At 61.0% G+C, this 24,781-nt stretch carries 16 protein-coding genes; 12 read left to right on the plus strand and 4 right to left on the minus strand.

Annotated elements, in window-relative coordinates:
• Positions 1–78 precede the first annotated feature (78 nt).
• Together AC1RT4_RS03750 and AC1RT4_RS03755 are read right to left on the minus strand one after the other, a co-directional pair.
• Positions 79–942, minus strand: a complete 864-nt coding sequence (locus AC1RT4_RS03750; protein ID WP_039768849.1) for a LysR family transcriptional regulator — start codon at positions 940–942, stop codon at positions 79–81.
• A gap of 239 nt (positions 943–1,181) precedes the next feature.
• A complete protein-coding gene (locus tag AC1RT4_RS03755; RefSeq protein WP_493083615.1) occupies positions 1,182–2,900 on the minus strand; it encodes a hydrogenase maturation protein in 1,719 nt (572 codons plus the stop codon).
• A 298-nt stretch (positions 2,901–3,198) separates the two neighbouring features.
• Here AC1RT4_RS03755 and AC1RT4_RS03760 point away from each other — a divergent pair, with 298 nt between their 5' ends.
• From AC1RT4_RS03760 to AC1RT4_RS03805, 10 genes are all read left to right on the plus strand, one after another.
• On the plus strand, positions 3,199–3,705 hold the full coding sequence (locus tag AC1RT4_RS03760; protein WP_011334510.1) for a sigma-70 family RNA polymerase sigma factor: 507 nt from the start codon (positions 3,199–3,201) through the stop codon (positions 3,703–3,705).
• Positions 3,702–4,649 carry a FecR domain-containing protein gene (locus tag AC1RT4_RS03765; protein ID WP_480402933.1) on the plus strand — a complete coding sequence of 316 codons (948 nt, stop codon included), beginning with the start codon at positions 3,702–3,704 and terminating at the stop codon, positions 4,647–4,649. Before AC1RT4_RS03760 ends, AC1RT4_RS03765 begins: the two co-directional genes overlap by 4 nt.
• Before the next feature lie 91 nt (positions 4,650–4,740).
• A complete protein-coding gene (locus tag AC1RT4_RS03770; protein ID WP_493083618.1) occupies positions 4,741–7,665 on the plus strand; it encodes a TonB-dependent receptor domain-containing protein in 2,925 nt (974 codons plus the stop codon).
• Positions 7,666–7,919: 254 nt separating this feature from the next.
• The gene (locus AC1RT4_RS03775; RefSeq protein WP_493084452.1) at positions 7,920–8,411 is read left to right on the plus strand and encodes an antitoxin Xre/MbcA/ParS toxin-binding domain-containing protein; all 492 of its coding nucleotides are present in this window, start codon (positions 7,920–7,922) and stop codon (positions 8,409–8,411) included.
• Positions 8,408–8,911 carry an RES family NAD+ phosphorylase gene (locus AC1RT4_RS03780; protein ID WP_493083620.1) on the plus strand — a complete coding sequence of 168 codons (504 nt, stop codon included), beginning with the start codon at positions 8,408–8,410 and terminating at the stop codon, positions 8,909–8,911. Before AC1RT4_RS03775 ends, AC1RT4_RS03780 begins: the two co-directional genes overlap by 4 nt.
• Positions 8,912–9,029: 118 nt before the next feature.
• Positions 9,030–11,684, plus strand: coding sequence for a TonB-dependent receptor (locus AC1RT4_RS03785; protein ID WP_493083622.1), 2,655 nt, complete (start codon positions 9,030–9,032; stop codon positions 11,682–11,684).
• Between the two features lie 114 nt (positions 11,685–11,798).
• Complete coding sequence (locus AC1RT4_RS03790; RefSeq protein WP_493083624.1) at positions 11,799–13,649, plus strand: extracellular solute-binding protein; 1,851 nt, start codon at positions 11,799–11,801, stop codon at positions 13,647–13,649.
• Entirely contained in the window at positions 13,636–14,700 is a 1,065-nt protein-coding gene (locus AC1RT4_RS03795) for a microcin C ABC transporter permease YejB (protein ID WP_493083626.1), read from the plus strand. The genes AC1RT4_RS03790 and AC1RT4_RS03795 overlap by 14 nt, the downstream gene beginning before the upstream one ends.
• On the plus strand, positions 14,700–15,722 hold the full coding sequence (locus AC1RT4_RS03800; protein WP_493083628.1) for an ABC transporter permease: 1,023 nt from the start codon (positions 14,700–14,702) through the stop codon (positions 15,720–15,722). The genes AC1RT4_RS03795 and AC1RT4_RS03800 overlap by 1 nt, the downstream gene beginning before the upstream one ends.
• Position 15,723: 1 nt before the next feature.
• Positions 15,724–17,307, plus strand: a complete 1,584-nt coding sequence (locus tag AC1RT4_RS03805) for an ABC transporter ATP-binding protein (RefSeq protein WP_493083630.1) — start codon at positions 15,724–15,726, stop codon at positions 17,305–17,307.
• A 52-nt stretch (positions 17,308–17,359) separates the two neighbouring features.
• Here AC1RT4_RS03805 and AC1RT4_RS03810 read toward each other — a convergent pair whose 3' ends face one another.
• Positions 17,360–17,677, minus strand: a complete 318-nt coding sequence (locus AC1RT4_RS03810; RefSeq protein WP_114883460.1) for an SCP2 sterol-binding domain-containing protein — start codon at positions 17,675–17,677, stop codon at positions 17,360–17,362.
• 48 nt (positions 17,678–17,725) lie between these two features.
• Complete coding sequence (locus AC1RT4_RS03815) at positions 17,726–18,436, minus strand: histidine phosphatase family protein (RefSeq protein ID WP_007959503.1); 711 nt, start codon at positions 18,434–18,436, stop codon at positions 17,726–17,728.
• 207 nt (positions 18,437–18,643) lie between these two features.
• Here AC1RT4_RS03815 and sohB point away from each other — a divergent pair, with 207 nt between their 5' ends.
• Entirely contained in the window at positions 18,644–19,666 is a 1,023-nt protein-coding gene (sohB, locus tag AC1RT4_RS03820; protein WP_085603233.1) for a protease SohB, read from the plus strand.
• Between the two features lie 193 nt (positions 19,667–19,859).
• Complete coding sequence (locus tag AC1RT4_RS03825) at positions 19,860–24,740, plus strand: dermonecrotic toxin domain-containing protein (RefSeq protein ID WP_493083634.1); 4,881 nt, start codon at positions 19,860–19,862, stop codon at positions 24,738–24,740.
• Positions 24,741–24,781: the final 41 nt, after the last annotated feature.

A 24,781-nucleotide genomic window follows, 5' to 3' on the forward strand; every position in this document is an offset into this window, starting at 1 on the left:
GGCAGATTAGCCGATCCCGCCGTTTGTGCAGGGGCAACCTTCAGGTCACAAGTGCCATGCTCCGGTGTATAGCGGCCGTCAGCTCAACGGGTTCCAGCGCTGCGACCAGTCGTCATCGGCCCTGATCACTTCGCGCAGCAGATCGAACGCCTGTTGCAGGATCGCCGAGTCGCGGTCGCGGGAGTAGACGAGGTAGGTCGGATAGCCGAATTCCGGGGCTTTGGTCACCGGCTCCAGCGCGCCGCTTTCCAGATAAGTACGCACGACCCGGGTCCGGAAATAGCCGCTGCCGCCGTTCTCCAGGATGTATTGCAGGGCCAGCGGGCCGAGGTTGAAACTCAGGGCAGCCTTGGCCTTTTCCGGCAGGGCGGCGTCGTGCTGACGGCGGAAGTCCGGGCCCCAGTCGATGTACACGTAGGGGGCAGGGCGGCCGGGCGTGGTCACCAGAATCAGTTTCTCTTCCAGCACCTGCTCGACCTGCAGCCCCGGCCAGTATTCCGGTTGATAGACCAGCGCGGCATCGAGCACCCCCAGTTCGAGCTGGCGCAGCAGGTTTTCGCCGTCGCGGATCTCCATGCGCAAGGCGTGACCTGGGATTTTCTCTCGCAGCTCCGCAGCCCAACTGAGCATCAACGGGTTGCACAGGCTGACTTCGCCGCCGATGTGCAGCACGTTGTGATAGCCCTCGGGCAAGGGCAGGTCGCGGCGCGCGGCTTCCCAGGTCTGCACCAGCTGATTGGCGTAGACCACGAAGGCCTCGCCGTTGGCGGTCAGCCGCGCACCGGCGCGGTTGCGCACGAACAGCGTGCTGCCCAACTGGCTTTCGAGTTTCTGGACCCGGGCGGTGATCGCCGTTTGCGTGACGAACAGCTTTTCCGCCGCCGCGGCGAGGCTGCCGTGACGGACGATTTCCAGAAAGGTGCGGGCGAGGTCGATGTCCATGGGCGGGCCGGTGGTTGAGGTGCCGGCATTGTAAGGCAAAAGCGCCCTCACCCTAGCCATCTCCCGGGGGGAGAGGGGACCGATCCGGGGATATTGACGAGATACATCGACTTGAAAGTTCTGCTTCGAATCCATAATCGACTCGGTCTTTCAGGTCGGCGTATAGCAAAAGACATCTCGGTCAGTTCCCTCTCCCTCCGGGAGAGGGCTAGGGTGAGGGGAAAAGCAGACGCCGCGGACTAACTGGCCAACTCAGCCTCCCGCACCCGAGCCCAATCCTCCACCAACCGCGCCGGCGTGCAGCAGGTCTTGCGCTTGTAGACGAAGTTGCGGCACTTCTCGGCAAACTGATTGCGGTTGTACAGCATGTCTTCCTGCATCTCCTGCAGCTCCGCCTCGCGGCACTGACGAATCAACACATGATCGACCCGCAGCTTGCGCTCCCGCACCGCCGCATAAGTCGGATCACTCAGCACACTGTTGGCCCGTTGCAGCAGCCACAGCGAAAACTCGTCCGGGCAGCGCGGGCCGATTTCCTGAACCATGCCCAGTTGCAGCGCCTGCGCAGCGCTGACCGGCAGACAGGCCTGGGTCAGTTGTTCGGCCATCGCCGGGCCGACGGCGCGGGGCAGACTGTAAGTCCAGTATTCCGAACCGTACAGACCCATGCTCTTGTAATGCGGATTGAGCACGATGTCGGCGCGGGCAAACACGATGTCAGCCGCCAGTGCGAGCATCACACCACCGGCGCCAGCATTGCCGGTGACCCCGCTGACCACCAGTTGCCGTGCGCTGAGCAATTCTTCGCACACATCATCGATGGCCTGGATATTGGCCCAGGCTTCGGCGCCCGGATCCTCGGCGGCCTGAATCACGTTCAGGTGCACGCCATTGGAAAAACTGCCGCGTCCACCCTTGATCAACAGCACCTGAGTGTCGCGGGATTTGGCCCAGCGCAGGGCCTCGACCATGCGCCGGCATTGCTCGGTGCTCATGGCGCCGTTGTAGAACTCCAGCGTCAGCTCGCCGACCTGCCCGGACTCGCGATAGCGGATCGGTTGATACGCCTCGTCGCTGAATGGCGCATTGGCAATCGACCAGTCCAGCACCGGCACGCCAGACAATTTCCCGGCCAGCACATGCCGCGCCGGACGCTTGAAGGTTTCCTCGCCCGGTTGCGGTTTGCGCCGCAGCGAGCCGATCCACAGGCTGTGATCACCGGTCGCCACCAACACCGCGTCGTCGTGTACCGCGAGAATCTCGCCGGGCATGCCGGTGCGCTGATCGAGGTGCGCGTCGTACACGTAATACTGCTCGCCAGCGAGGCTGGCGAGTACGCCGGGCTGGCCGTCCGCCGCATCGATGCAGCGCTTGATGAAGCGCGAACAGTCGTGCCAGCTGAAGGTGCGGTCGTCCTGTTTCATGTTCGGCTGCAAGCGCCCGCGCACTTTCGGATCGTTGTAGTCCAGCGCTACCGGCTCGAAGCCGTCGATGAATTTCTCCACCACTTCACGGATGCAACGGATCGCCGCGTCGCTGACCCGGCCGTTGTACAGCTCGGATTTGCGCAGGCCTGTCGGCAGGTTGAATTCGCAGGTGGCCCAGACCGGGCCGGCGTCCATTTCTTCCACCGCTTGCAGGGCGGTCACGCCCCAGGACGGCAGCTCGCGCATGATCGCCCAATCCAGTGCGCTGGCACCGCGATCGCCGACGATGCCGGGGTGAATGATGACGACCGGGCGCTGCGGATTGCTCCACAGCGCGTGGGGAACACGATCCTTGAGGAACGGGCAGATCACCAGGTCGGCGCCGCTGTTTTCGATCTGTTCGCAGACGGCGGTTTCGTCGGTGAACAGCACCACGCTGGGCGAATGTCCGGCCTGGCGCAGCTCCAGCCACGCGCGCTGGGTCAGGCCGTTGAACGCCGACGACAGAAGAATGATGTTGAGTGATCGCATGATTGCTCTTCCTTGAAAGGTCAGCCGCAGGCTCCCGGTGAGCCGTCCGTGGCTATCGATGGAGGCGCAAGGTTAGAGACTGGCGTGGCTGGCGCCACTGATCGAGATCAACGTTGTGTCAGCCAATGTTGCCGTGGCGACGAGGTGCCTTATTCTCAAAGGTTTGCTGATCCTGATTTTTTATTACTTCAAATGTCTCAGGCGCTATTGCACAGTCGCACCCCTGATCACCGCCGGAAGATCCCGGCGTATCCATGGATTTTCGCAGCGGGTGGAGCCCGTTTTCAGGGAGTAAGGCATGGGGAGTCACAACCCGCATTACCAGGTCATCGGACAAATGTTCCAAAAGGACTACCGATGGTTGTGTGCAGCGGTCAGCCGTACCCTCGGCTGCCCGCACAGCGCACAGGACATTGCTTCGGAAACGTTTCTTCGGGTTTTGGCGCTACCCGATCCGCTGGCGATTCGCGAACCTCGCGCGCTGCTGACCACGATTGCCCGGCGGCTGGTCTATGAAGGCTGGCGCCGGCAGGATCTGGAGCGCGCTTACCTGCAAAGCCTGGCACTGGCGCCGGAACCGGTGCACCCGTCACCCGAAGAACGGGAGTTGGTGATCGAAACGCTGCTGGCGGTGGATCGCTTGCTCAATGGTTTGTCGGCCAAGGCCAAGGCTGCGTTTCTCTATCACCAGCTCGACGGCCTGACCTACAGCGAAATCGGCGAACGCCTCGGCGTGTCCACCAGTCGTGTACAGCAATACATGGTCGAGGCATTCAAGCGTTGCTATCAGGCGATGCAGGCATGAGGCCGGACGAAACGCTGATCGACGAAGCCGCGCAATGGATGGCGCTGTTGCAATCAGGGCACGTCAGCTTGCAGGAGCGCGCCGCCTTCGACGCCTGGCGCACGGCGGATCCACGGCATCAGCAGATCATCGAGCAAATGGGCGGCGGGCTGAACCTGCTGCGCCATTCGAACCTGCGCGGCTTGCCGCGTGAGAGTGTGCTGCACAGCCTGAATGCACCGTCCAGTCGGCGCCGATTCCTCAGTGGCAGTTTGAGCGTGCTCGGGATCGCGGTGCTGGCGGGTTTGCTCGGGCGACGTTATGGCTGGTTGCCCGAGGCCGGCGAGTTGTCGACCGGTACCGGCGAACGTCGGGAATTCACGCTGGAGGATGGCAGCGCTCTGACCCTCAATGCCCGCAGCCGCGTGGTGCCGCGCTTCAACAATCTCGAACGTTTGCTGGACCTGCGCAGCGGTGAGTTGCTGATCGATGTGGCGAAAAATCTGGCCCGGCCGTTTGTGGTCGAAACCGAGCATGGGCGGATGCGTGCGCTCGGGACCAAATTCCTGGTGCAGCGCGGTGAGGATTCGACGCGGCTGGTGATGCTGCATTCGCAGGTCGAAGTGGTCACCGCCAGCGGCGCACGGCAAGTGGTGGAGGCGGGCGAAAGTCTGCTGTTCAACAGGCAGGAAATCCTCGCGCTGGAACGCAGCAAAGGGCAGGAAAGTGCCTGGGTGCAAGGGCGGCTTGAAGTGCGTGATCGCCCCTTGAGCGAAGTCATCGACAACCTGCGCAGCTACCGTCGCGGGATCCTGCACCTGAGCCCGGAGGTCGCCGGTTTGCGCCTCAGCGGTCTCTATCCGCTGGACGACAGCGACCGCACTCTACAACTGCTGGAGCGTTCGCTGCCGATCCGTGTCACCTGGCACAACCCGTACTGGGTCAGCATCGAAGCGCGGTTATAAATCCATAACTTCCCGGTCTATCCGTCCCCCTATAAAAAGCGCCGGCCCGCTGCTCATTCCCTGCAGACGCCTTCAACAGGGAAGCCCCTCGATGTTCTCATTCAAACAACAACAATTGTCCCGCCTGACGCTGGCCATCGTGCTGGCGACGGGCATTGTCCCGGCCGCCGTTCAGGCACAGGACGTCGCTACTCAGGTCTTTACCTTCGACATTGCCGCCGGGGCCCTCGACGAGGTGCTCCTGGACATCTCGCGCCAGACCGGCGTGCCGATTTCCTTCAGTCAGAATCTGGTTCAGGGCAAGCGCAGCAGTGCGGTGCGCGGCGCATTGGGTGGCCGTCAGGCGGTAGAGAAAGCCCTGATCGGCAGCGGTCTGCAAGTCGAGCAGGGCACTCAGGGTCTGAGCATTCGTCCGGCCGATGCGCCGAACGCCGCGCCCGTGAAAGCCGCCGCTGTGGTGCCTGCCAGCAGCGCCGATTACCGCATGGAAAAAGTCACCGTCACCGGCTCGCGCATTGCCCGGGCGCAGAGCGATGGCGCGACGCCGGTCAACGTCATCACCCACGAAGAAATGGAAGCGCGCGGCTACAAGAACGTCTACGACGCCCTCGCCACGCAAACCCAGAACACCGGCATGACCCAGGGCGAAGACTACGGCAACACCTGGCAACCGGCGGCCAGCGCCCTCAACCTGCGCGGCCTCGGTCCCAACCACACGCTGGTGCTGATCAACGGCCGGCGGGTCGCCGATTACCCGACGCCGTACGACGGCAAGGTCAACTTCACCAACCTTGCGAACATTCCGTCGGCGATCATCGACCGCATCGAAGTGCTCAGCAGCGGCGCGTCGGCGATCTACGGTTCGGATGCGATTGCCGGGGTGGTGAACATCATCCTCAAAGACAAAATGAGTGGCGTCGACGTCAATCTCAAGGGCGGCACCAGCGAGCGCGGCGGCGGCGACAACCAGCGCTTGCAGATCAGCGGCGGCGGCAGTTGGGGCGACTTCGACGGTTTGTTCGGACTTGAACTGACCAACCGCGATCCGATCTGGGCTGATGATCGCGGCTTCATGCAAAGCGGGCCTTTGGCGGATGTCGGCTACCGTCGCGACCTGACCAACAACCGCTATCTGGGACCCGGCTGTAGCGCGTATCAGGACACGTTCGACAACAAGCTGTTCAACAGCGGCGGACGTTGCCGCACCGACCAGATGTACAACGATTACTGGACGGTGCAGACCCAGAAGGAAAACTACGACGGCTACACCCGTGGCACCTGGCATTTCAGCGACAGCGGCCAGGTCTTCGCCGACCTGATGTACGGCCTCGATCACATCCAGAACAACACGCGCGGCCCGAGCTTCACCTCGCCGGACTTCATCAACCAGAACAGCGGTAATCTGGAGCGCTGGTACCGGCGCTTCGGTGAAGAGGAAATCGGCGGGCGCACCAGCAACAACAGCAAATGGCGCGACACCTCATGGACCGGCACCCTGGGTCTCTCGGACAAGATCGCCGACACCGGGTGGAACTATGAACTGGCGGCCAACCGGTCTGAATATAAAAGCGTGCGCACCACGCGTTACACGCCGCTGTCGTCGATCCAGGATTTCTACCTCGGCCCGCAGCTGGGCACCCGCGACGGTTATCCGGTGTTCGCGCCGGATGCCTCGCGCCTCGACCGGCCACTGACGCCGCAGGAATGGGAGCAGTTTCGCGGCAACCTGACGCAGAGCAGCAAGTCGGTGTCGACCAGTTACAACGCGTCAGTCAATGGTGAATTGTTTGACCTGCCGGCCGGCCCGGTGGGATTTGCCGGCGTGCTTGAGGCGGGCAAGCAGGAATACCGCATCGACCCGGATGACAGCCTCAACGACGGCAGTTTCTACGGCGTGACTCCTGCGCAAAGCTCCGGCGGTTCGCGCAAGCGTTATGCGGCCGGTGGCGAGTTCAGCATTCCGGTCACCGATACGGTGCTGGCGACAGCCGCAGGGCGTTGGGACCAATACAAATTCAGCGGCCGCACCGAGCAGCAGAAAACCTACAACCTCGGCCTGGAATGGCGGCCGGTCAACAGCCTGCTGGTGCGCGGCAGCTACGGCACCAGTTTCCGCGCCCCGGACCTGAACTACATCTATCAGTCCGACAGCAACGGTTACTACCCGGCGCAGATCGACTATTACGGCTGCAGCCAGGGCGTGGAGGGCGCCTGTGACCGTGGTCGCGTCGATTACACCCAGAGCGGCACGGCGGATCTGGAATCCGAACGCGGCAAATCCTGGACCTACGGTTTCGTCTGGTCGCCGTCGCGCAACTTCGATTTCTCTACCGACTTCTGGCGGGTGGAGATCGATGACCTGCTGACCACCGTCGACGAAAACCGTCTGTTGCAGCAAGAGAACGAATGCCGCAATGGCACCCAGGACATCAACTCGGCCAACTGCCAGTCGACCCTGGCACGCGTCGATCGCAATCCCGGCAATGCCGCCGTCGATCCCAATCAGTTGCAGCGGGTGCGGGTAAACGCGATCAACGCCGCCAGCGAACGGGTCAGCGGCCTGGACTTCAAGAGCAACATCCGCTGGGGCGCCGGGCAGTACGGCGCGTTCAGTTCGGCGCTGGGCTACACCCTGGTGCTCTCGCATTACTACAAGGAATCGGACGAAGCCCCGACCCAGGACTGGCGCACCTCGCGCACCAACTACGACTGGCGCAGCAAGGTCAACGCCAGCCTGACCTGGGATTATCAGAAGGCCACGGCAACGCTGATGGGGATTCGTTACGGCTCGGTCACCAACGGCGCGGGCGACGGGCGTCTGTCGCCGTGGACGGTGTTCAACGCCAGTGCGCGGTACAAGCTCAACGACCGGGCGAGTGTCGGGCTGACCGTGAACAACGTGCTCAATCAGGTCAAGCATGACGACTCGGCGGGCTGGCCGTATTACCCGACCGGCAACTACGACCCGTACGGGCGCCAGTGGTGGCTGGATGTGAGTTATCACTTCGGCAGCTGAGGACGAAATAATGCCCGGCAGCGTCCTACGGAAGTTGCTGGGCTTTGGGCGAAAGCGTGGATATTTCCGACGACTTTTTAAGGTTGGCCGTCGGAAGCGTGATCTATAGCATCGGCGATGACATTGAAGTCGTTAACGGCCTGATCACTCAGGCCTCTGATAATGGATTGATCATGCGAACTGCACACCTCGAATACGAAACGCCTGCTTATTCCGCTCGCCATCAGTGGCGCGATGATCGTGCCAGGTGCCCCATGGAGGATGTCGCCTTGCCCAGCGCAAAAGTACCCCGGTTGGCGGGCTTGAAGAAAGTCGAGGGCAAGCCTGTCGAATTGCTCGTGCATGGCCGGAACATCGGTGATGACGCCCTGCTGATTGTTCAGCTTACCGATGAAGGTTTCGAGCTGAACGACGTCGTCGACATGCTTTCAACCTCCGAGCTTTACCAGCAAGGCGACGTGGTCAAACTCATCACTGGCAAGTCGGTCAGAACGGTACGGCGGCTGCTGAAGGAAGGAAAACCGGTACGGCTTGACCCGCAGCAGAGTGTCATCGCCTACCAATATGCATTGGTGCTGGAGTTGGCCATTCGGGCCTTCGGGGGGCAACCACGGGCGGAGGACTGGCTGCAGAAACCCTCTACCTATTTTTACGGTCATGTGCCGCTGGAATTGACCCTGCATCCATTGGGTTTTCAGATGGTGGAGCAGTATCTGGGGCAGCTGATCTACGGGGTTTACCCATGAATCCCTTGCCGTGGGACAAGCATTGGTATGCCTGGCGGCTGGATCCCGAGGTTTACGGCGGTACCTGGGACAGCGGGATTGGTTCAAAGCTCAATGGCGGCCGATGGAATAGACCCGGACGACGCGTCGTCTACGCGTCAGTCGATCCGTCCTCTGCCATTCTGGAGGTGGCAGCCAACCGCAGTTTTGATGCCCTGGACCGCGAACCTTATGTATTGACGTGCTTTGAGGTCATCAGCGACGCGAAGGTGAAAATCGTGCAGCCCGAAGAGGTGCCGAACCCTTACTGGCTGAGCCCTGCACGACCGTCACCCAATCAGCGATTGTTCGCCGACGCTTTACTGGCCGAGCATCCGTTTGTGCTGATCCCGTCGGCGGCAACCCGGCATTCGTGGAACTTGCTGGTGAGCTGTGACCTGGCAGAGGGGCAGTTCAAGATGGTCTCGCAGGAGCGGTTCGGCCTTGATACCCGGCTAGTCAGGGAAATGGCGTTGGTCTGATGCAGCGTCATGCTGCATTTTGCATAACCTCAGCACCCAACGGTCTAAATCGCGCTCTATAAATCAACATCTGCCATCGCACATCCCTGCATAAACCAAAGCGCAGGGATGGCTGTTCATGATCCATTTTTCACCCGTTAAATCCCCTTTGAGTCTGGCCTTGCTGCTGGCGATCAACACGTTGCCGGCGATTGCTGCCGACAGCAGTGCTACAGAACCGACCACCCAGTTGCAACGGGTCGAAGTCACCGGTACCGCGATCCGCCGGGTCGATGCCGAAACCGCCGTACCGGTCACCATCCTGCGGGTCGAGGAGTTGCAGAAGCAGGGCGTGACCACCACTGAAGAGCTGGTCAACCGCATCTCGGCCAACCAGTCTTCGGTGGGCTCCGGGCGCTCGGTGGGGTCGAGCAGCGGCGGGGCGTCTTACGCTGACCTGCGCGGGATCGGCCCGAACAAGACACTGGTGCTGCTCAACGGTCGGCGTCTGAGCAACAACGCAACCAATGCGATCAACGGCTCCGGCGTCGACCTCAACACCATTCCGTTCGCCGCCATCGACCGGGTGGAAGTGCTGCGCGATGGCGCCTCGGCGCTGTACGGCACCGATGCCATTGGCGGGGTGATCAACTTCATCACCAAGACCAGCCTCACCGAAGGCCAGATCAGCACCAATTACGACACGCCGACCCATTCTGGCGGCGGTGAAAGCCGCAACTTCAGCGGCAGCTGGGGTTTTGGTGATTTGCAGGACGATCGCTTCAACGTTTTCGGCGTGGTGAGCTACGACAAGCAGAATCGCCTGGCCGCCGACGATCGTGGTTACACCTATAACTACCAGCCGGGGCGCGGCCTCGATTACACCTCCGGCACGGCATCGCCTGCCAACTGGAGCCAGGGCAGCAACGCCACCAACCCGTTGGCCGGTTCCGGTTGCAATGCGCCGGGGCTGCTGTCGCGCAACGGTATCTGCCGCCAGAGCCTGTGGAACTACCTCGATCTGGTGCCGGAAACCGAGAAGACCTCGGCCTTCGCCAAGGCCACCGGCAAGCTGTCGGACGACCACAACGTCAGCCTCGAATACTTCTGGGCGCGCAACGAAAACCGGACGCAGATCGGCCCCGGCACGTTGATGGGCAATCAGGTCAATCCTGGCACCGCGTTCTATCCGGGTAACGGCATTACGCCCGGGCCGAGCGGCTTTGCCCTCGACCCGACGCAACCGGTGGACGTGAACTGGCGTGAAACCGCCGTCGGTGCCCGTCAGCATGAAGATGACAACACCGGTCAGCGTCTGCTGTTGAGCTTCGACGGCACGCTGGTCGGGTGGGATTACAACCTCGGCGCGTCGTACAACCAGAACAAGGTGGTCAACACGATTCGCAGCGGTTACGTGAACGACCGCGCCGTCAGCCAGGGCATCGCCAACGGTGTGATCAACCCGTTCGGCCCGCAGACGGCTGCCGGTTCGGCGTTGTTGGCGGCCAATGAGGTAGACGGCGATTACGCGACGGCGGTGGGCCGGGTCAAGGCGATTGACGGGCGCATCAGCCGCGAAATAGGCGACTGGTTCGGTGCAGGGCCTTCGGCGCTGGCGCTGGGCGGTGAGTACCGCAAGGAAGACTTCCATCAGGATTTCGCCGCGTTTGCCGGCGACGTGCAGAGTCTGGGAGTCGATCCCAACGGCAGTGTGGAGGGCGATCGCAGCGTCTCGGCCCAATACGCCGAGGTCAACGTGCCGGTGCTCGACAGCCTCGAATTGTCTGCTGCCGTGCGACACGACAAGTACAGCGATTTCGGCAGCACCACCAATCCGAAATACTCGTTCCGCTTCCAGCCGTTCAAGGAACTGGTGGTGCGTGGCGCCTACAGTGAAGGCTTCCGCGCGCCATCGCTGTACGAGTTGTACAACCCGAACTTCACCTCGTTCACCGTGGCCAACTACAACGACCCGCGACTGTGTGCCGGTGGCAACCCGAGCAATGGCGGGATTGCCAACCGAGACTGCGCTCAGCAGTTCTATAACCGGACAGGCGGTAACCAGGACTTGAGCCCGGAAACTGCGCGCAACGTCACCCTCGGTTTCGTTTATCAGCCGTTCGATCGCCTGACCACCGGGCTGGATTTCTGGTGGATCGACATCGCCAACCAGATCGCCGAGTTCCCCGAATCGGCGGTGTTCGAGAACCCGGAGCTGTACCCGGAGCGTCTGATCCGCAAGCCTGATGGCTCCATCGATCACATCGTCACCGGCCTGGCCAACCTCGGCAAGATCAAGACCAACGGCGTCGACGTGAGCTTCGACTATCGCCTGCCGAGCACCCCGTACGGCGATTTCGGCATCGGCCTGCAAGGCACTTACGTCACCCGCTACGACTATCAGCAACAGCTCAAGGGCGACTACATCGACAAGCTCGGCGACTTTCGCGGCGGCGACTTTGCCTCGGCCGGTGCCGTGGCCCGCTGGCGTCACAGCCTGACCGGCAGCTGGAACTACGGCCCGCTCGGCGCCAGCCTGACCAACCGCTACACCAGCGGTTACCACGACTCGGATCGCGAGACCCACGATTACGTCGGTTCGTACAACGTCTGGGACGTGGCCGGCACCTACACCTGGCGCAAGACCCTGGCGGTGACGCTCGGGGTGAAAAACCTGTTCGACCGTGAGCCGCCGTTCAGTAACCAGACCTACACGTTCCAGAGCGGCTACGACCCGAAATACGGCGACCCGTTTGGCCGCACGTTGTACACGCGGGTCAATTACAAATTCTGAGAATGATCGGTCAGGGCGGGTTTTAGTAACACATCGTTCTAAACCCCGCCCTATAAAAAGGCCCGGCCTGTTGCACATCACAGTCAGGCAGGCACGTGGTGAGAGGATCTGCCCATGTTTTCCAGAGTCATTCTGTTCAGCGTCGGTCTGTTGCTGAGCCCGGCGCTGTTCGCGGCGCCCCGACACGCCCTCACGGTCTACGGCGAAGCCCCGAAATACGCCCCGGACTTCCAGCACCTGGCCTACGCCAACCCCGACGCGCCCAAGGGTGGAACCTTGCGCCGCTCCTCGCTGGAGAGCGGCCCGTTCGATCACCTGATTCCCTACATCGACAAAGGCACCGGCGTTGCCGACATCGACGGCTGGCTCTATGCGCCGCTGGCCTATCGCAGCAAGGACGAGCCTTACAGCGTCTACGGTCTGGTCGCCCAACGCATGGAACTGGACGCGGACCGGCGCTGGCTGCGCTTTTACCTCAACCCCAAGGCGCGGTTCGAGGACGGCACGCCGATCACTGCCGAAGACGTGCGCTTCACCTTCGAGCTGTTCACCACTCAGGGCAGCCTCAAGTATCGCCAGCAGTTTCGCGATGTCGCCGAGGTGCAGGTCGAGTCGCCGACCCAGGTGCGTTTCGTGTTCAAGAACAACGAGAGCCGTACCTTGCCGCTGGATCTGGCGACGTTGCCGGTGTTGCCTGAGCATTGGTGGCGCACGCGTAATTTCGCCGATGGCGCAGGCTTCGAGATTCCGCCGGGCAGCGGGCCGTACAAGGTCAGCGCGGTGGATGCCGGGCGCAGTGTGAAATTCCAGCGGATCAAGGACTGGTGGGCCAGGGATCTGCCGATCACTCGCGGGCTCTATAACTTCGATCAGTTGAGCGTGGAGTTCTTTGCCGACACCGATGTGTCGCGACAAGTGCTCAAGGCCGGCGGCTTCGATTACAACCGCGAGTTCTCTGCCACCAGTTACACCATCGGTTACGCCGGCGCGGCGCTGGAGCAGGGCAAGTTGCTGCGCGAACACCTCGCACCCGGGGCCGCGCAAGGTGCCCAAGGGTTTACGTTCAATCTGCAGAAGCCGGTGTTTCAGGATCGCCGGGTGCGGCAGGCGATCGCCATGCTCTGGGATTTCGAATGGAGCAACCGGCAGATGATGCGCAGCATGTACCTGCGTCAGCGCAGCTTCTTTTCCCACAGCGCGTTGTCCGCCACTGAACTGCCGGATGCCGAAGAACTGAAAATCCTCGAACCGTGGCGCGGCAAGATTCCCGATGAAGTCTTCAGCCAGGTATTCGAAGCGCCGCGTACCGACGGCAGCGGCAACATCCGCGCGCAACAGTTGCAGGCGCTGAAGTTACTGGAGGCCGCCGGCTGGAAACCCCGTGGCGATCAATTGGTGAATGCCGCCGGCGAGCCGTTGCATTTCACTTTTCTCAACGGCCAGAAAGGCTTCGAGCGTCTGCTGCTGCCGTTCAAGCGCAACCTGGCGCAGATCGGCATCGGTTTCGATATTCGTCAGGTCGACACCGCGCAATACACCAACCGCGTGCGCAGCCGCGACTACGACATGATCGTGGTCGGTTACCCGGTGAGTCAGGCGCCGGGGCGCGAGCTGTTCAATTATTTCGGTTCCGACGGCGCCGACGATCCCGGCTCCAACAACTACATGGTGCTGCGCGATCCGGCGGTGGATGCGCTGCTTGAAGGCGTGGTCCAGGCCGACAATCGCGAGAGCCTGCTGCGCCACGCCCATGCTCTGGATCGGGTGTTGCAGTGGGGCTATTACTGGATTCCCAACTATTACCCGCCGGGGATTTCCACGGTGTGGTGGAACCGTTTCGGCCGCCCGGCGATTGCGCCGCTGTACGACGCCGGTCTCGACACCTGGTGGGAAATCAGTCCGACCGCGCTGACTTCGACGCAAATGCAGCACCAGCACAAGGAGTACGCCCATGTGGGGTTATAGCCTGCGGCGTTTGCTGCTGATCGTGCCGACCTTGCTGGCGATTCTGCTGGTGAACTTCGTCATCGTGCAGGCCGCGCCCGGTGGCCCGGTCGAGCAGGCCATCGCCCGATTGCAGGGGATCGGCGTCGGTGCGGCGGTGGGTGCCAGTCATGTCGAGAGCATTGGTGGCGAGTCCCGCGCGACCCGTGGGCTGGACCCGAAACTGGTGGCCGAGATCGAGCGTCAGTACGGTTTCGACAAAAGTACCGGTGAGCGCTTGTGGCTGATGCTCAAGAGCTACGCGCAACTGGATTTCGGCAAGAGTTTCTTCCGGGGCGCGACGGTCACCGAGCTGATCTGGCAGAAGCTGCCGGTGACCTTGTCGTTGGGATTGTGGGCGACGCTGATCACTTATCTGGTATCGATTCCGCTGGGCATTCGCAAGGCCGTGCATAACGGCTCGGCGTTCGATGTCTGGAGCAGCGCGGCGATCATCATCGGCTATGCGATGCCGGGTTTTTTGTTTGCGTTGCTGCTGATCGTGGTGTTCGCCGGCGGTACGGCGCTGGACTGGTTTCCGGTGCGCGGGCTGGTCTCGGACAACTTCGCCGAGCTGTCGCTGTGGGGCAAGGTCGCCGATTACTTCTGGCATCTGGTGTTGCCGGTGAGTGCGCTGGTGATCGGCGGATTCGCGACGCTGACGATCCTGACCAAGAACAGCTTCCTCAACGAGATCTCACGGCTGTACGTGGTCACGGCCCGGGCCAAAGGCCTGAGTGAAAGACAGGTGTTGTACGGGCATGTGTTTCGCAACGCGATGCTGCTGGTGGTGGCCGGATTGCCTCAGGCATTGGTCACGGTGTTTTTCGGTGGTTCGCTCTTGATCGAAGTGATCTTCTCCCTCGACGGTCTCGGCCGCCTGAGCTACGAAGCGGCGGTGTCGCGGGATTACCCGGTGGTGTTCGGTTCGCTGTTCATCTTCACCTTGTTCGGGCTCTTGATAAAACTGCTGGGCGACCTGTGCTACACGCTGGTCGATCCGCGCATCGACTTCACCGCGAGGACTGCCTGATGCCGATGCTTTCTCCAATCGGACAGCGCCGTTGGGCGCGGTTCAAGGCCCATCGACGCGGCTGGTGGTCGTTGTGGCTGTTTCTTGCGCTGTTCGGTCTGAGCCTGGGCGGCGAACTGGTCGCCAACGACAAACCGTTGCTGGTGACGTATCAGGGCGAGTGGTATTTCCCGGCGTTCAAACGCTACACCGAGCAGGATTTCGGCGGTGAGCTGCCGTTCCAGCCCGACTACCGCAGCGCCCAGGTGCATGAACTGATCGAGGGGCAGGGCGGACGGATGTGGTTTGCGCCGATCCCGTTCGGCTTCGACACGGCCAACTACGACCTCACCGAACCGGCCCCGAGCCCGCCCACCGCTGACAACTGGCTGGGCACCGACGATCAGGCGCGGGACGTGCTGGCGCGGGTGATATTCGGCACGCGGGTCTCGCTGTTGTTTGCGTTGGCATTGACGGCGGTGAGCGCGTTGATCGGTATCGCTGCCGGTGCCTTGCAGGGCTATTACGGCGGTTGGGTCGACTTGCTCGGCCAGCGTCTCCTGGAGGTCTGGTCGGGGCTGCCGGTGCTTTATCTGCTGATCATTCTGTCGGGCTTCGTCGAGCCGAATTTCTGGTGGTTGCTGGGGATCATGGCGCTGTTTTCCTGGCTGAGTCTGGTGGACGTGGTGCGCGCCGAGTTCCTGCGCAGCCGGGGGCTTGAGTATGTGAAAGCGGCGCGGGCGCTGGGTGTCGGCGATGCGCAGGTGATCGTGCGGCACATCCTGCCCAATGCCATGAGTGCGACGCTGACGTACCTGCCGTTCATTCTGACCGGGGCGATCGCCACGTTGTCGGCGCTGGATTTTCTCGGCTTCGGCATGCCCGCCGGCAGTGCCTCGCTGGGTGAACTGATCGGCCAGGGCAAGAACAATCTGCAAGCACCGTGGTTGGGGCTGACGGCATTTTTTGCCCTGGCGCTGATTCTTTCTCTACTCGTATTCATCGGCGAAGCCTGCCGTGATGCCTTCGACCCCAGGACTTGATATGCGTGAACATCTGATCGAAATACGCGACCTGCGGGTGGCGTTCAAAGGGCAGGAAGTGGTGCACGGCATCGACCTCGACATTTGTCCGGGCGAATGCCTGGCGCTGGTGGGCGAGTCGGGTTCCGGCAAGTCGGTGACGGCCCACAGCATTTTGCAACTGCTGGACCCGCACATCACCCGGATCGACGGCAGCATCCGTTATGGCGGCGAAGAGTTGCTGGGTGTACACGAGCGCTATCTGCGGCAACTGCGCGGCAACCGCATCGCAATGATTTTTCAGGAGCCGATGAGCTCGCTCAACCCGTTGCACAGCATCGAGCGGCAACTCGGCGAAAGCCTGGCGCTGCACAAGGGCCTGGCGGGCGCGGCGGCGCGCAAACGGATTCTGGAGCTATTGGAACTGGTCGGCATTCAACGACCGCGCGAGCGGCTGAAGGCGTATCCGCATCAGCTCTCCGGCGGACAGCGACAGCGGGTGATGATCGCCATGGCGCTGGCGTGCGAACCGCAATTGCTGATCGCCGATGAGCCGACCACGGCCCTCGACGTCACGGTGCAGCGCAAGATTCTGTTGCTGCTCAAGGAACTGCAACAGCGGCTGGGCATGGCGCTGCTGATCATCAGTCACGACTTGAATCTGGTGCGCACCATCGCCCAGCGAGTGGCGGTGATGCGCGCGGGCGAGATCGTTGAGCAGGCGAGCTGCGAGCAATTGTTCCGCGCGCCGCAGCATCCCTACAGCATCGAATTGCTCAACGCCGAACCCGGCGGTGCGGCGTTGTGTCGTGATGCGGCGGAGGATTTGCTTGAGGTTCGCGAACTGAATGTGCGTTTTCCACTGGGCGGCGGATGGCTGCGGGCCAAGTCGTATCTGCACGCGGTCAATGGCATCGATCTGAACCTGCAGCGGGGCAAGACTCTGGGCATTGTCGGTGAGTCCGGCTCAGGCAAATCCACGCTGGGTCAGGCGATCCTGCGCCTGATCGACGCCGACGGCAGCATCCGCTTCAAGGGCGAGGCGCTTGAACAACTGAGCGGCAAACAATTGCGTCCGCTGCGCAAACGCCTGCAAGTGGTGTTTCAGGATCCGTTCGGCAGCCTCAGCCCGCGCTTGTGCGTGGAGCAGATCATTGCCGAAGGTTTGCAGGTGCACAGCGACTTGAATGCGCAGGCGCGCGAGCAGGCGGTGATCGATGTATTGAAGGAAGTCGGGCTCGACCCGGCGACGCGTCATCGCTATCCCCACGAGTTTTCCGGCGGGCAACGACAACGCATCGCCATCGCCCGGGCGCTGGTGCTCAAGCCGGATCTGATCCTGCTCGATGAGCCGACCTCGGCGCTGGATCGCACGGTGCAGAAACAGATCGTCGCGTTGTTGCGCCGGTTGCAGGAGGAGCACGGGCTGACTTATCTGTTCATCAGTCATGACTTGGCGGTGGTGCGGGCGCTGGCCCACGATCTGATCGTGATGAAGGATGGCGAGGTGGTGGAACGTGGCGAAACGGCCGGGTTGTTCCATTCGGCTCGGCATCCGTATACACGGGAGTTGCTGGCCGCATCGTTTGCCGGTGTGAACGCCTGAAACGACAAATCCCGCCACAGGGGCGGGATTTGTTTGCAGACTGGCTGCGGTCTTAAGCCGGGAACAGCTCGGACAGTTTCATCGACAGCATCATGTCGCCTTCAACGCGCAGCTTGCCGCCCATGAAAGCCTGCATGCCGTCGGTTTCGCCGCTGACGATACCTTTCAGGGTTTCGCTGTCCAGCACCAGCGTGCAGTTGGCGTCGGCGTTTTCGCCTTCCTGGATGTCGCAGGTGCCGTCTTTGACGATCAGGGCGTATTGCTTGTCTTCGTCAGTGATGTTGAAACCGAAGACCAGATCCAGACCGGCAGCGGCGGCTGGGTTGAACTTGGCTTGCATTGCTTTTACGGCATCAGCTACGGAGGTCATGGTTCGATCCTTTTTGGTTGATTGCAGCAGGGTCACAGTAATCCGGACTCAGCGAAACGTGATGAGTTCCGGGGCCTTCAGCAGTTGTAGGTGTGCATGACTGTTGAAGGAAGCCAGAGCCACCTCGCGACCGCGGAACTTCAGCTGGTTGAGCGAGGTGTTGACGATTTGCCAGTTCAGTTCAAAGGCCTGCCGGGCAGGCATTTGAGTGATGAGGTGGAGCAGGGCGGTGATCGTGCCACCGGAGGTGAACACCGCGATTTTCTGGGTGTTGTCGGCCTGTTCGAGAATCCGCTGCAGCCCGGCCTGTACCCGCTCGACGAAACCCAGCCAGCTTTCCAGGCCCGGTGTGTCGTAAGTGCCGGCGAGCCAGCGTTCGATGATCAGGGCGAAGATGCGCTGGAACTCGCCACGGTTTTGCGCGGCGTTGCGCAGGATCTCCAGCGCTTCGGGCTCTTCCGGCAGCATGGCCGGGAGCAGGGCGCGGATCACGGCGTCGGCGTCGAATTCGTTGAAAGCCGAATCGATTTCCAGAGCCGGTACCGGTAAACCGACAGCGGCGAACTGTTCCAGCGCGCTGTTGGCCGTGTGTTGCTGGCGGCGCAGGTCGCCCGACAGGCAGCGGTCGAAGCTGATTCCGAGTTCGGCGAGGTGACGGCCGAGGATTTCTGCCTGGCGTACACCAGTCGGCGACAGGACGTCATAGTCGTCTGCACCAAAGGAGGCCTGGCCATGTCGAATCAAGTAGATGCTGCCCACGTCCGCGTCATCCCGGTACGTTGAAGGTTGTGGCGAGGTTATGGGGATGACGGTGAGCTGTCAATGAAAAAACATACGCTTGTTTGAAATGCCCGTTCCAGCCTTGTTGCCAGAGGTTTCACGGCTGGCCGACCGGCCGGTGCATGGGTATGCTGGAGCCAATTCCCGCGTGTGTTTCACGACCGCGCATCGTTTGAAGGAGTCACTGTGGAGTTTTTCACTGAATACGCCAGTTTCCTGGCCAAGACCGTGACGCTGGTCATCGCCATTCTGGTGGTGCTGGCGAGTTTCGCTGCGTTGCGCAGCAAGGGCCGGCGCAAATCCGCGGGCCAGTTGCAGGTCAGCAAGCTCAACGATTTCTATAAAGGCCTGCGTGAGCGGTTGGAGCAGACCCTGCTCGACAAGGACCAGCTCAAGGCCTTGCGCAAGGGCCAGGCCAAATCCGAGAAGAAACAGAAGAAGAAACCCGACGCCAAGCCTCGGGTGTTCGTGCTGGACTTCGACGGCGACATCAAGGCTTCCGCTACTGAAAGCTTGCGCCACGAGATCACCGCGCTGCTGACCCTGGCGACGCCGAAGGACGAAGTGGTCCTGCGTCTGGAAAGCGGCGGCGGCATGGTCCACAGCTACGGACTGGCCTCGTCGCAACTGGCGCGCGTTCGTGAAGCCGGCGTGCCGTTGACCGTGTGCATCGACAAGGTCGCGGCCAGCGGCGGCTACATGATGGCGTGCATCGGCGAGAAGATCATCAGCGCGCCGTTCGCTATCCTTGGCTCCATCGGCGTAGTCGCGCAGTTGCCCAACGTCAACCGCCTGCTGAAAAAGCATGACATCGATTTCGAAGTGCTGACCGCCGGCGAGTACAAACGCACCCTGACCGTGTTTGGCGAAAACACCGAGAAGGGCCGGGAGAAATTCCAGGAAGACCTGGACATCACCCACCAGCTGTTCAAGAACTTCGTTGCCCGTTATCGCCCGCAGCTGGCGATCGACGAGGTCGCCACCGGTGAAGTCTGGCTCGGCATCGCGGCACTGGACAAGCAACTGGTCGACGAACTCAAGACCAGCGACGAATACCTGGCCGAGCGTGCCAAGCAGTCCGAGGTCTATCACCTGCACTATGCCGAACGCAAAAGCCTGCAGGAGCGTATCGGCATGGCGGCCAGCGGTTCGGTGGATCGCGTGTTGCTGAGCTGGTGGAGCAGGCTGACCCAGCAACGATTCTGGTAGGTGTTGCGTACGCTCGTGAGGTTTCAGCCTCGCGAGCGTGAAACACTTTTATCGTAAGACAGTGCGTTATATAGGTATTTTATCGTCGCATAATGTTGTTGTTTTGGTCGGCAATACATCAACTGATCGCGCTGTATCGAACGGTTTTTCAACTTTATTCTGAATGTTCATTTCAGAATGAGAGTTGTTGAACATGGATGTTGAAAAGAATCAATCAAGTTTGCCTGTCATGACGCCGGCTCAACAGGGTGTCTTCTTTGAATTGTATAAAGAACGGATGCCCACCTGGCTACTTGAATCTTCAGAGGTCGCGCGCAATGACCTCTATGAAAGTTTCAAGGCCAGTTTCAAATCACGCCATGCCGCGCTGGAAAAGCTGCGGACGCTAAAATCCCCACAGAGCTTTTGCACACCCCTTCTGGCCAAGGTCATGGCTGAGAAAATGGGCGAGCCCTTCGAAGTCGATGGGGCGATTTTTCAGCATGTACGCTCAACCTCAAGTCTGTTGGGGCTGCGAAAGAAACTGGTGTTGCCGATCGATCGCGATCTGTTGACGGCCGCCTGTGAAAATTTCGAGTTGTCTGAAACCCTGGCCAGCAGCTATCACGAGAGCTCTTTGCTCTACGTTCCGCAGAAAGTAACGGGGCGATCCAACCGGGTTTTGCCAATAAAGCCACATGAGTTCGCCAGACTTTGCCGATACCTGGATCTTGGCAAACAATACCAGAAACATGTGGAAGGTTTTTTTGGTAGCGATACTCAAGTCGCCAGTTTGCAGGAAACATCTATCGCTTACTCCAGAGATCAATTCGATGTTGATCGGCATATCGCCTACATGCGTGGTCACATCAGTGCCGATGTTTACCGGATGCTCAATTCGGTCAGGAATTCGGAATCCTCGATCAAGCTGGGCAAGAACACGCTCGGCTATCAAAGTCTTGAAATGCTAGGGGTGCAACTTCGAGGCGCCATGTTCATCGGCCTGATCAGCGAGCCAGAGGAAGATGATTACCGTTGTGTGATTTATATGCCGGGCGATCCTGATCACCCATTGAAAGAGTATGTGTCGTTCCAGAAATTCGAGCTTGAGCTGAGCGGGCGTTTACGCAATTTCGAGTTCCGACGTTTTTTCATGCGATTTCTTCCTATGCAAGATCGCTCGCTTTTCCTGACCGGACTGAGTGTGCGGTTGTTGAATGCCAGGCCGAACCAGTTTCCCATTACTTCGACCTATCTGCCGCTGACAGGCATCGATCTTGAAGGTGACGCAAAACGGGATCTGTTTCTGGCCATCTTCCAGCACCGCGCGGCGCAGGTGCGAGCCGACACTCGTCTGTTGGTGGTGCCCACCGACGATGAGGATGAGAAAACCCGTCTGGCCAGGCTCGACAGCTACAAAGCCATCGGACTGAATACGCTGTTGTTCTTTGTCTCCTTTGTGCCGGTGCTCGGTGAAGTCCTGTGTGCCGTTGCCGGGCTGCAATTGCTCGGCGAGATTTACGAGGGCTTCGACAGTTGGGCTCACGGCGATCAGGAACGTGCCGCCGATTGTCTGTTTGACACCCTTGAGAACCTGATCCTCATGGCGAGCTTCGCCGCTGGCGGTGTGGCCACCGGCGAGGCCTATAGACTCGTACGCTCGTCGAGTTTCATGCAGGGGTTGCGGCGCGTCCCGGTTGGCGCGATGTCGCATCGACTCTGGAATCCGGACATGACGGCTTACCGTCATCGTGAATCCTTGCCGAGCAACCTTACGGCCGACGCACAAGGGTTGGTCTGGCGCGCAGACAAGCGCTATTTGCCGCTGGGGCCCGATGCGTACGTGGTGCGTCCGGTGACCGGCACCGGCTTGTGGGAGGTACATGACCCGCAGTTCCCCGAACGCTATTCACCTTTAATCGAGACCAACGGTGCGGGCGCCTGGCGTCACGATTCCGAGTTGCCGCACGAATGGAGCTCCTTGACCCTGTTCCGTCGTTTGGGATTCCGGGAAGAGACGGTTTCTGATACTCGCGCGCTGCAAATCATCGCGGCCAGTGGCATCGATGAGGCGGTTATGCGGCAGCTGTTTGTCGAGCGCGGCAAACCGATGGCGGCGCTGTCGGATTCTGTAAGGCGTTTTCGCGCAGATACCGACGTCGGGTTGTTCATGGAGCAGATGGCCTTACCGGCGTCTGCCCCCATGGCAGACGCCGATCTGCAGTTGTATTTGCTGACGGGGCGAGGGCGCTGGCCTCGAGACATGGCGATTGTTGTGGAGGACATCACCGGCTACGAAGTGACGCGCTACGGTGCAGATAATGCGGCCCGTCAGGTGAAAATCAGTGAGGACTTGCTGAAAAATGGCCAGTTCCATATGCCACTGTTGGCAGCGCTCAATGACAGTGAGCGTTCGCGTTTGCTGGGGTCGGCTACCGTGGAGCGGAAAAACCAGACGGCGCTACTGGCCAGTCACATTGCCGCGCTGGCACCGCGCATGCGCATGGCGATGATGGACCGGCTGTTCCGGCGAGCCGACATTTGCGAACTTTCCAGAAGCGAGCCGATCCTCAAGGCATTTCCGGGACTTTCAGCCAGTGTTGTCGACGAACTGGTGCAACATGCCGATGTGCGCGAGTGGGAGCAGCTGGAATCCGACACTGTACCGCTGCGCCTGGCCGAAGAGGCGCGGCGCTATCAGCAGATCCAGCGTCTGAACCGGGCCTATGAGGGGTTGTACCTGGACGCGGCCTGCGGGCGCGATTCCGACATGCTGATACTCGACACGTTGACCCATTTGCCCGGCTGGCCTGGCGATGTGTTTGTCGAAATTCTGGATTGGGGTGTGTATACCGATCAGCGGGCAACCGTCGGCTCGAGTGATGCCGCGCACAAAGTGCTGATCGAAGCCTACGCCGAGCGCTATCAGGGCCAGGACACGCGTCACACGGTCATCTCCAGTCAGCCGACGCGCACCCGGGCGAATTTTTTCCAGACGTTGTGGGAAAGCTTGCCGGCCCACAGTCGCAAGGCCATCGGGGTCGACAAGGACATCGACGGCACTGGCTTGCGGCAGAAAATCACGGTATCTGCACTGCAGCGGCGCGAGGCATTCGCCAAGGTGTTGGGAATTGAACCGGTGAGCGCCGATTACCGTTCACCCATGGGCCTGGCGGATCGTCGGATCGAGCCAGCCTTCGTCCAGCCGTCGGATCCTTCGAGTTCTGCATCGGGAACATCTCCCGTGCTCATGCGTCGGGCGCAGGAGCTGTATCCGGCCCAATCCCCCGCGCAGCTCAAACGTTTCGTGACCTCGCTGGGCACCGACGAAGTCCTGGTCATCAGATCACTGGAGCGGCTGCGCGAGCAATACAGGACGATGGTCGAAACCCTGGAGCGCTGGACTCACCGCGATACGTATTATCAGGAAGCGGAGGGCCCGAGAATCAAGGTGCCTACCCATAGCAAGGCTCGGGCAATGCAAGCCATTTTGCGCGCCTGGCGCAAGGAAACCCGCCACTCCGTGCACGCGGGGCATCCGACCTACAGTCTGACATTCGATGCAGCGCCGCTGGGGGAAATGCCGACCCTCGTTGGTGATTTTTCCCACATCACCGCTTTGGAGATGAGTGGCGTTGGCGCCAGTGCCGGGTTGAACACATTTTTGCGTAATTTTGCCGGGTTGCGGGTGCTGAATCTGTCAGGGAACGGGTTGACGCGCATTCCTCTTGCGATCGGCGATATGCCGGCGCTGACCGGGCTGGATCTGAGCAATAACAGCATTCGCCTGACCGAGCGATCGATGCAGGAACTGGGCGGCAAACAGCATTTGCGCACGCTGGACCTTGGGTTCAACTCGACTTTGGGGCGGACGCCCGATGTCAGTGCGATGCGCAGTTTGCGCCATCTGAACCTGCGTGACACCGGCATCAGCGAATGGCCAGGGAACACCGATGTGCTTGCGCATCTGGAGTCTCTCGATTTGCGCAACAACAAGATCGTCGATATCCCGTCGTCCGTGTTCACCTCCCGCGTGGTACTGAACCGGGGCACCACGGTCGATGGCAACCCGCTGTCGGCGGCTAGCCTCAAAGACATCGCTGCGTACCAACAGTCACAAGGTATAAGCCTCGGCGTGCTCATCACCGAGTACAACCACACCCTGCGATTGGCGGGTGATCGTGAGGGGGCCGGGTGGGTCAACGGCCTGCCGGCGGTGGAGCTCGGCCGGGCGAAGCAGGTGCTGTCATCGCTGTCGGCTGCCCCGGACTCCCGGGATTTTTTTGAAGTGCTCATGCAACTGCGTGAAACCGCCGATTACTTCCGAACCCGCGACCAGCTCGGGCAGCGGGTGTGGAATGTGCTGGAGGCGGCCTGCGAGGATGATTCGTTGCGTCGAGCGCTGTTTCGCATGGCCCGATCAGCTTGGGTAAGTGCCCCCAATGTTGCGGGGCTGTTCAGCGATCTGGAGGTCAGGGTTCTGTGTTATCGGGCAGCGGCAGCGGCCCGTACCGGTACACAGACACTTGAAGGCGACCTGGTCCGTCTGTTGCGCGGGTTGTTCCGTTTGCAGCAGGTGGAAAAGCAAGCGCTGCTCGATATTGCGCGGCGCTCCCGCTCCGGAACCTTCACTCATCGTCAGGCGCTGGATGTCAGTCTGATTTATCGAGTGAGACTGGCGCGGCGCCTGGCATTGCCAGCACAACCCACAGAGCTGAATGTACCATTGGATACCGAGGTGACCGACGCGCAGATCGATCACGCGTATCGGGAGGTCGTCAGGGCCGAGCAGACGGTGCTATTGACTGAGTCGGTCAGCAGGCAGGAGTTCTGGGCGGAGTATTTGCTGACGACACGTCAGGATGCATTTGCCAGCGTTCTCGATCGCAGTGCACAAGCGTTTTCGCGATTGGAAGCACAGGTCGGGTTGTCTCGTGAGGCCGCCAGTCAGCAAATGACGACGATCTTCGACAACTTCAGAAATGAAAGCCTGGAACTGCGAAAACAACTGACCAGCGCGGCACTGGCGAGGCATCCGGGGCTGACTTTACCGGTCACACCGGGGCCCAACAGGTTAGGAACGAGAGAGGGATAAGCAGAGCCCCCGAGCCCGCGCAGGCGGGCTCGGGGTACACG

Source organism: Pseudomonas sp. GW821-FHT11D10, assembly GCF_058808435.1.

What these genes read in the sequence shown, in the direction of transcription:
- AC1RT4_RS03790 (WP_493083624.1), top strand. Translation starts at nt 11,799, where the DNA reads ATGTTTTCCAGAGTCATTCTGTTCAGCGTCGGTCTGTTGCTGAGCCCG.
- AC1RT4_RS03765 (WP_480402933.1), top strand. Translation starts at nt 3,702, where the DNA reads ATGAGGCCGGACGAAACGCTGATCGACGAAGCCGCGCAATGGATGGCG.
- AC1RT4_RS03770 (WP_493083618.1), top strand. Translation starts at nt 4,741, where the DNA reads ATGTTCTCATTCAAACAACAACAATTGTCCCGCCTGACGCTGGCCATC.
- AC1RT4_RS03800 (WP_493083628.1), top strand. Translation starts at nt 14,700, where the DNA reads ATGCCGATGCTTTCTCCAATCGGACAGCGCCGTTGGGCGCGGTTCAAG.
- AC1RT4_RS03785 (WP_493083622.1), top strand. Translation starts at nt 9,030, where the DNA reads ATGATCCATTTTTCACCCGTTAAATCCCCTTTGAGTCTGGCCTTGCTG.
- AC1RT4_RS03780 (WP_493083620.1), top strand. Translation starts at nt 8,408, where the DNA reads ATGAATCCCTTGCCGTGGGACAAGCATTGGTATGCCTGGCGGCTGGAT.
- AC1RT4_RS03795 (WP_493083626.1), top strand. Translation starts at nt 13,636, where the DNA reads ATGTGGGGTTATAGCCTGCGGCGTTTGCTGCTGATCGTGCCGACCTTG.
- AC1RT4_RS03775 (WP_493084452.1), top strand. Translation starts at nt 7,920, where the DNA reads ATGGAGGATGTCGCCTTGCCCAGCGCAAAAGTACCCCGGTTGGCGGGC.
- AC1RT4_RS03750 (WP_039768849.1), bottom strand. Translation starts at nt 942, where the DNA reads ATGGACATCGACCTCGCCCGCACCTTTCTGGAAATCGTCCGTCACGGC.
- AC1RT4_RS03810 (WP_114883460.1), bottom strand. Translation starts at nt 17,677, where the DNA reads ATGACCTCCGTAGCTGATGCCGTAAAAGCAATGCAAGCCAAGTTCAAC.
- AC1RT4_RS03760 (WP_011334510.1), top strand. Translation starts at nt 3,199, where the DNA reads ATGGGGAGTCACAACCCGCATTACCAGGTCATCGGACAAATGTTCCAA.
- AC1RT4_RS03805 (WP_493083630.1), top strand. Translation starts at nt 15,724, where the DNA reads ATGCGTGAACATCTGATCGAAATACGCGACCTGCGGGTGGCGTTCAAA.
- AC1RT4_RS03825 (WP_493083634.1), top strand. Translation starts at nt 19,860, where the DNA reads ATGGATGTTGAAAAGAATCAATCAAGTTTGCCTGTCATGACGCCGGCT.
- AC1RT4_RS03755 (WP_493083615.1), bottom strand. Translation starts at nt 2,900, where the DNA reads ATGCGATCACTCAACATCATTCTTCTGTCGTCGGCGTTCAACGGCCTG.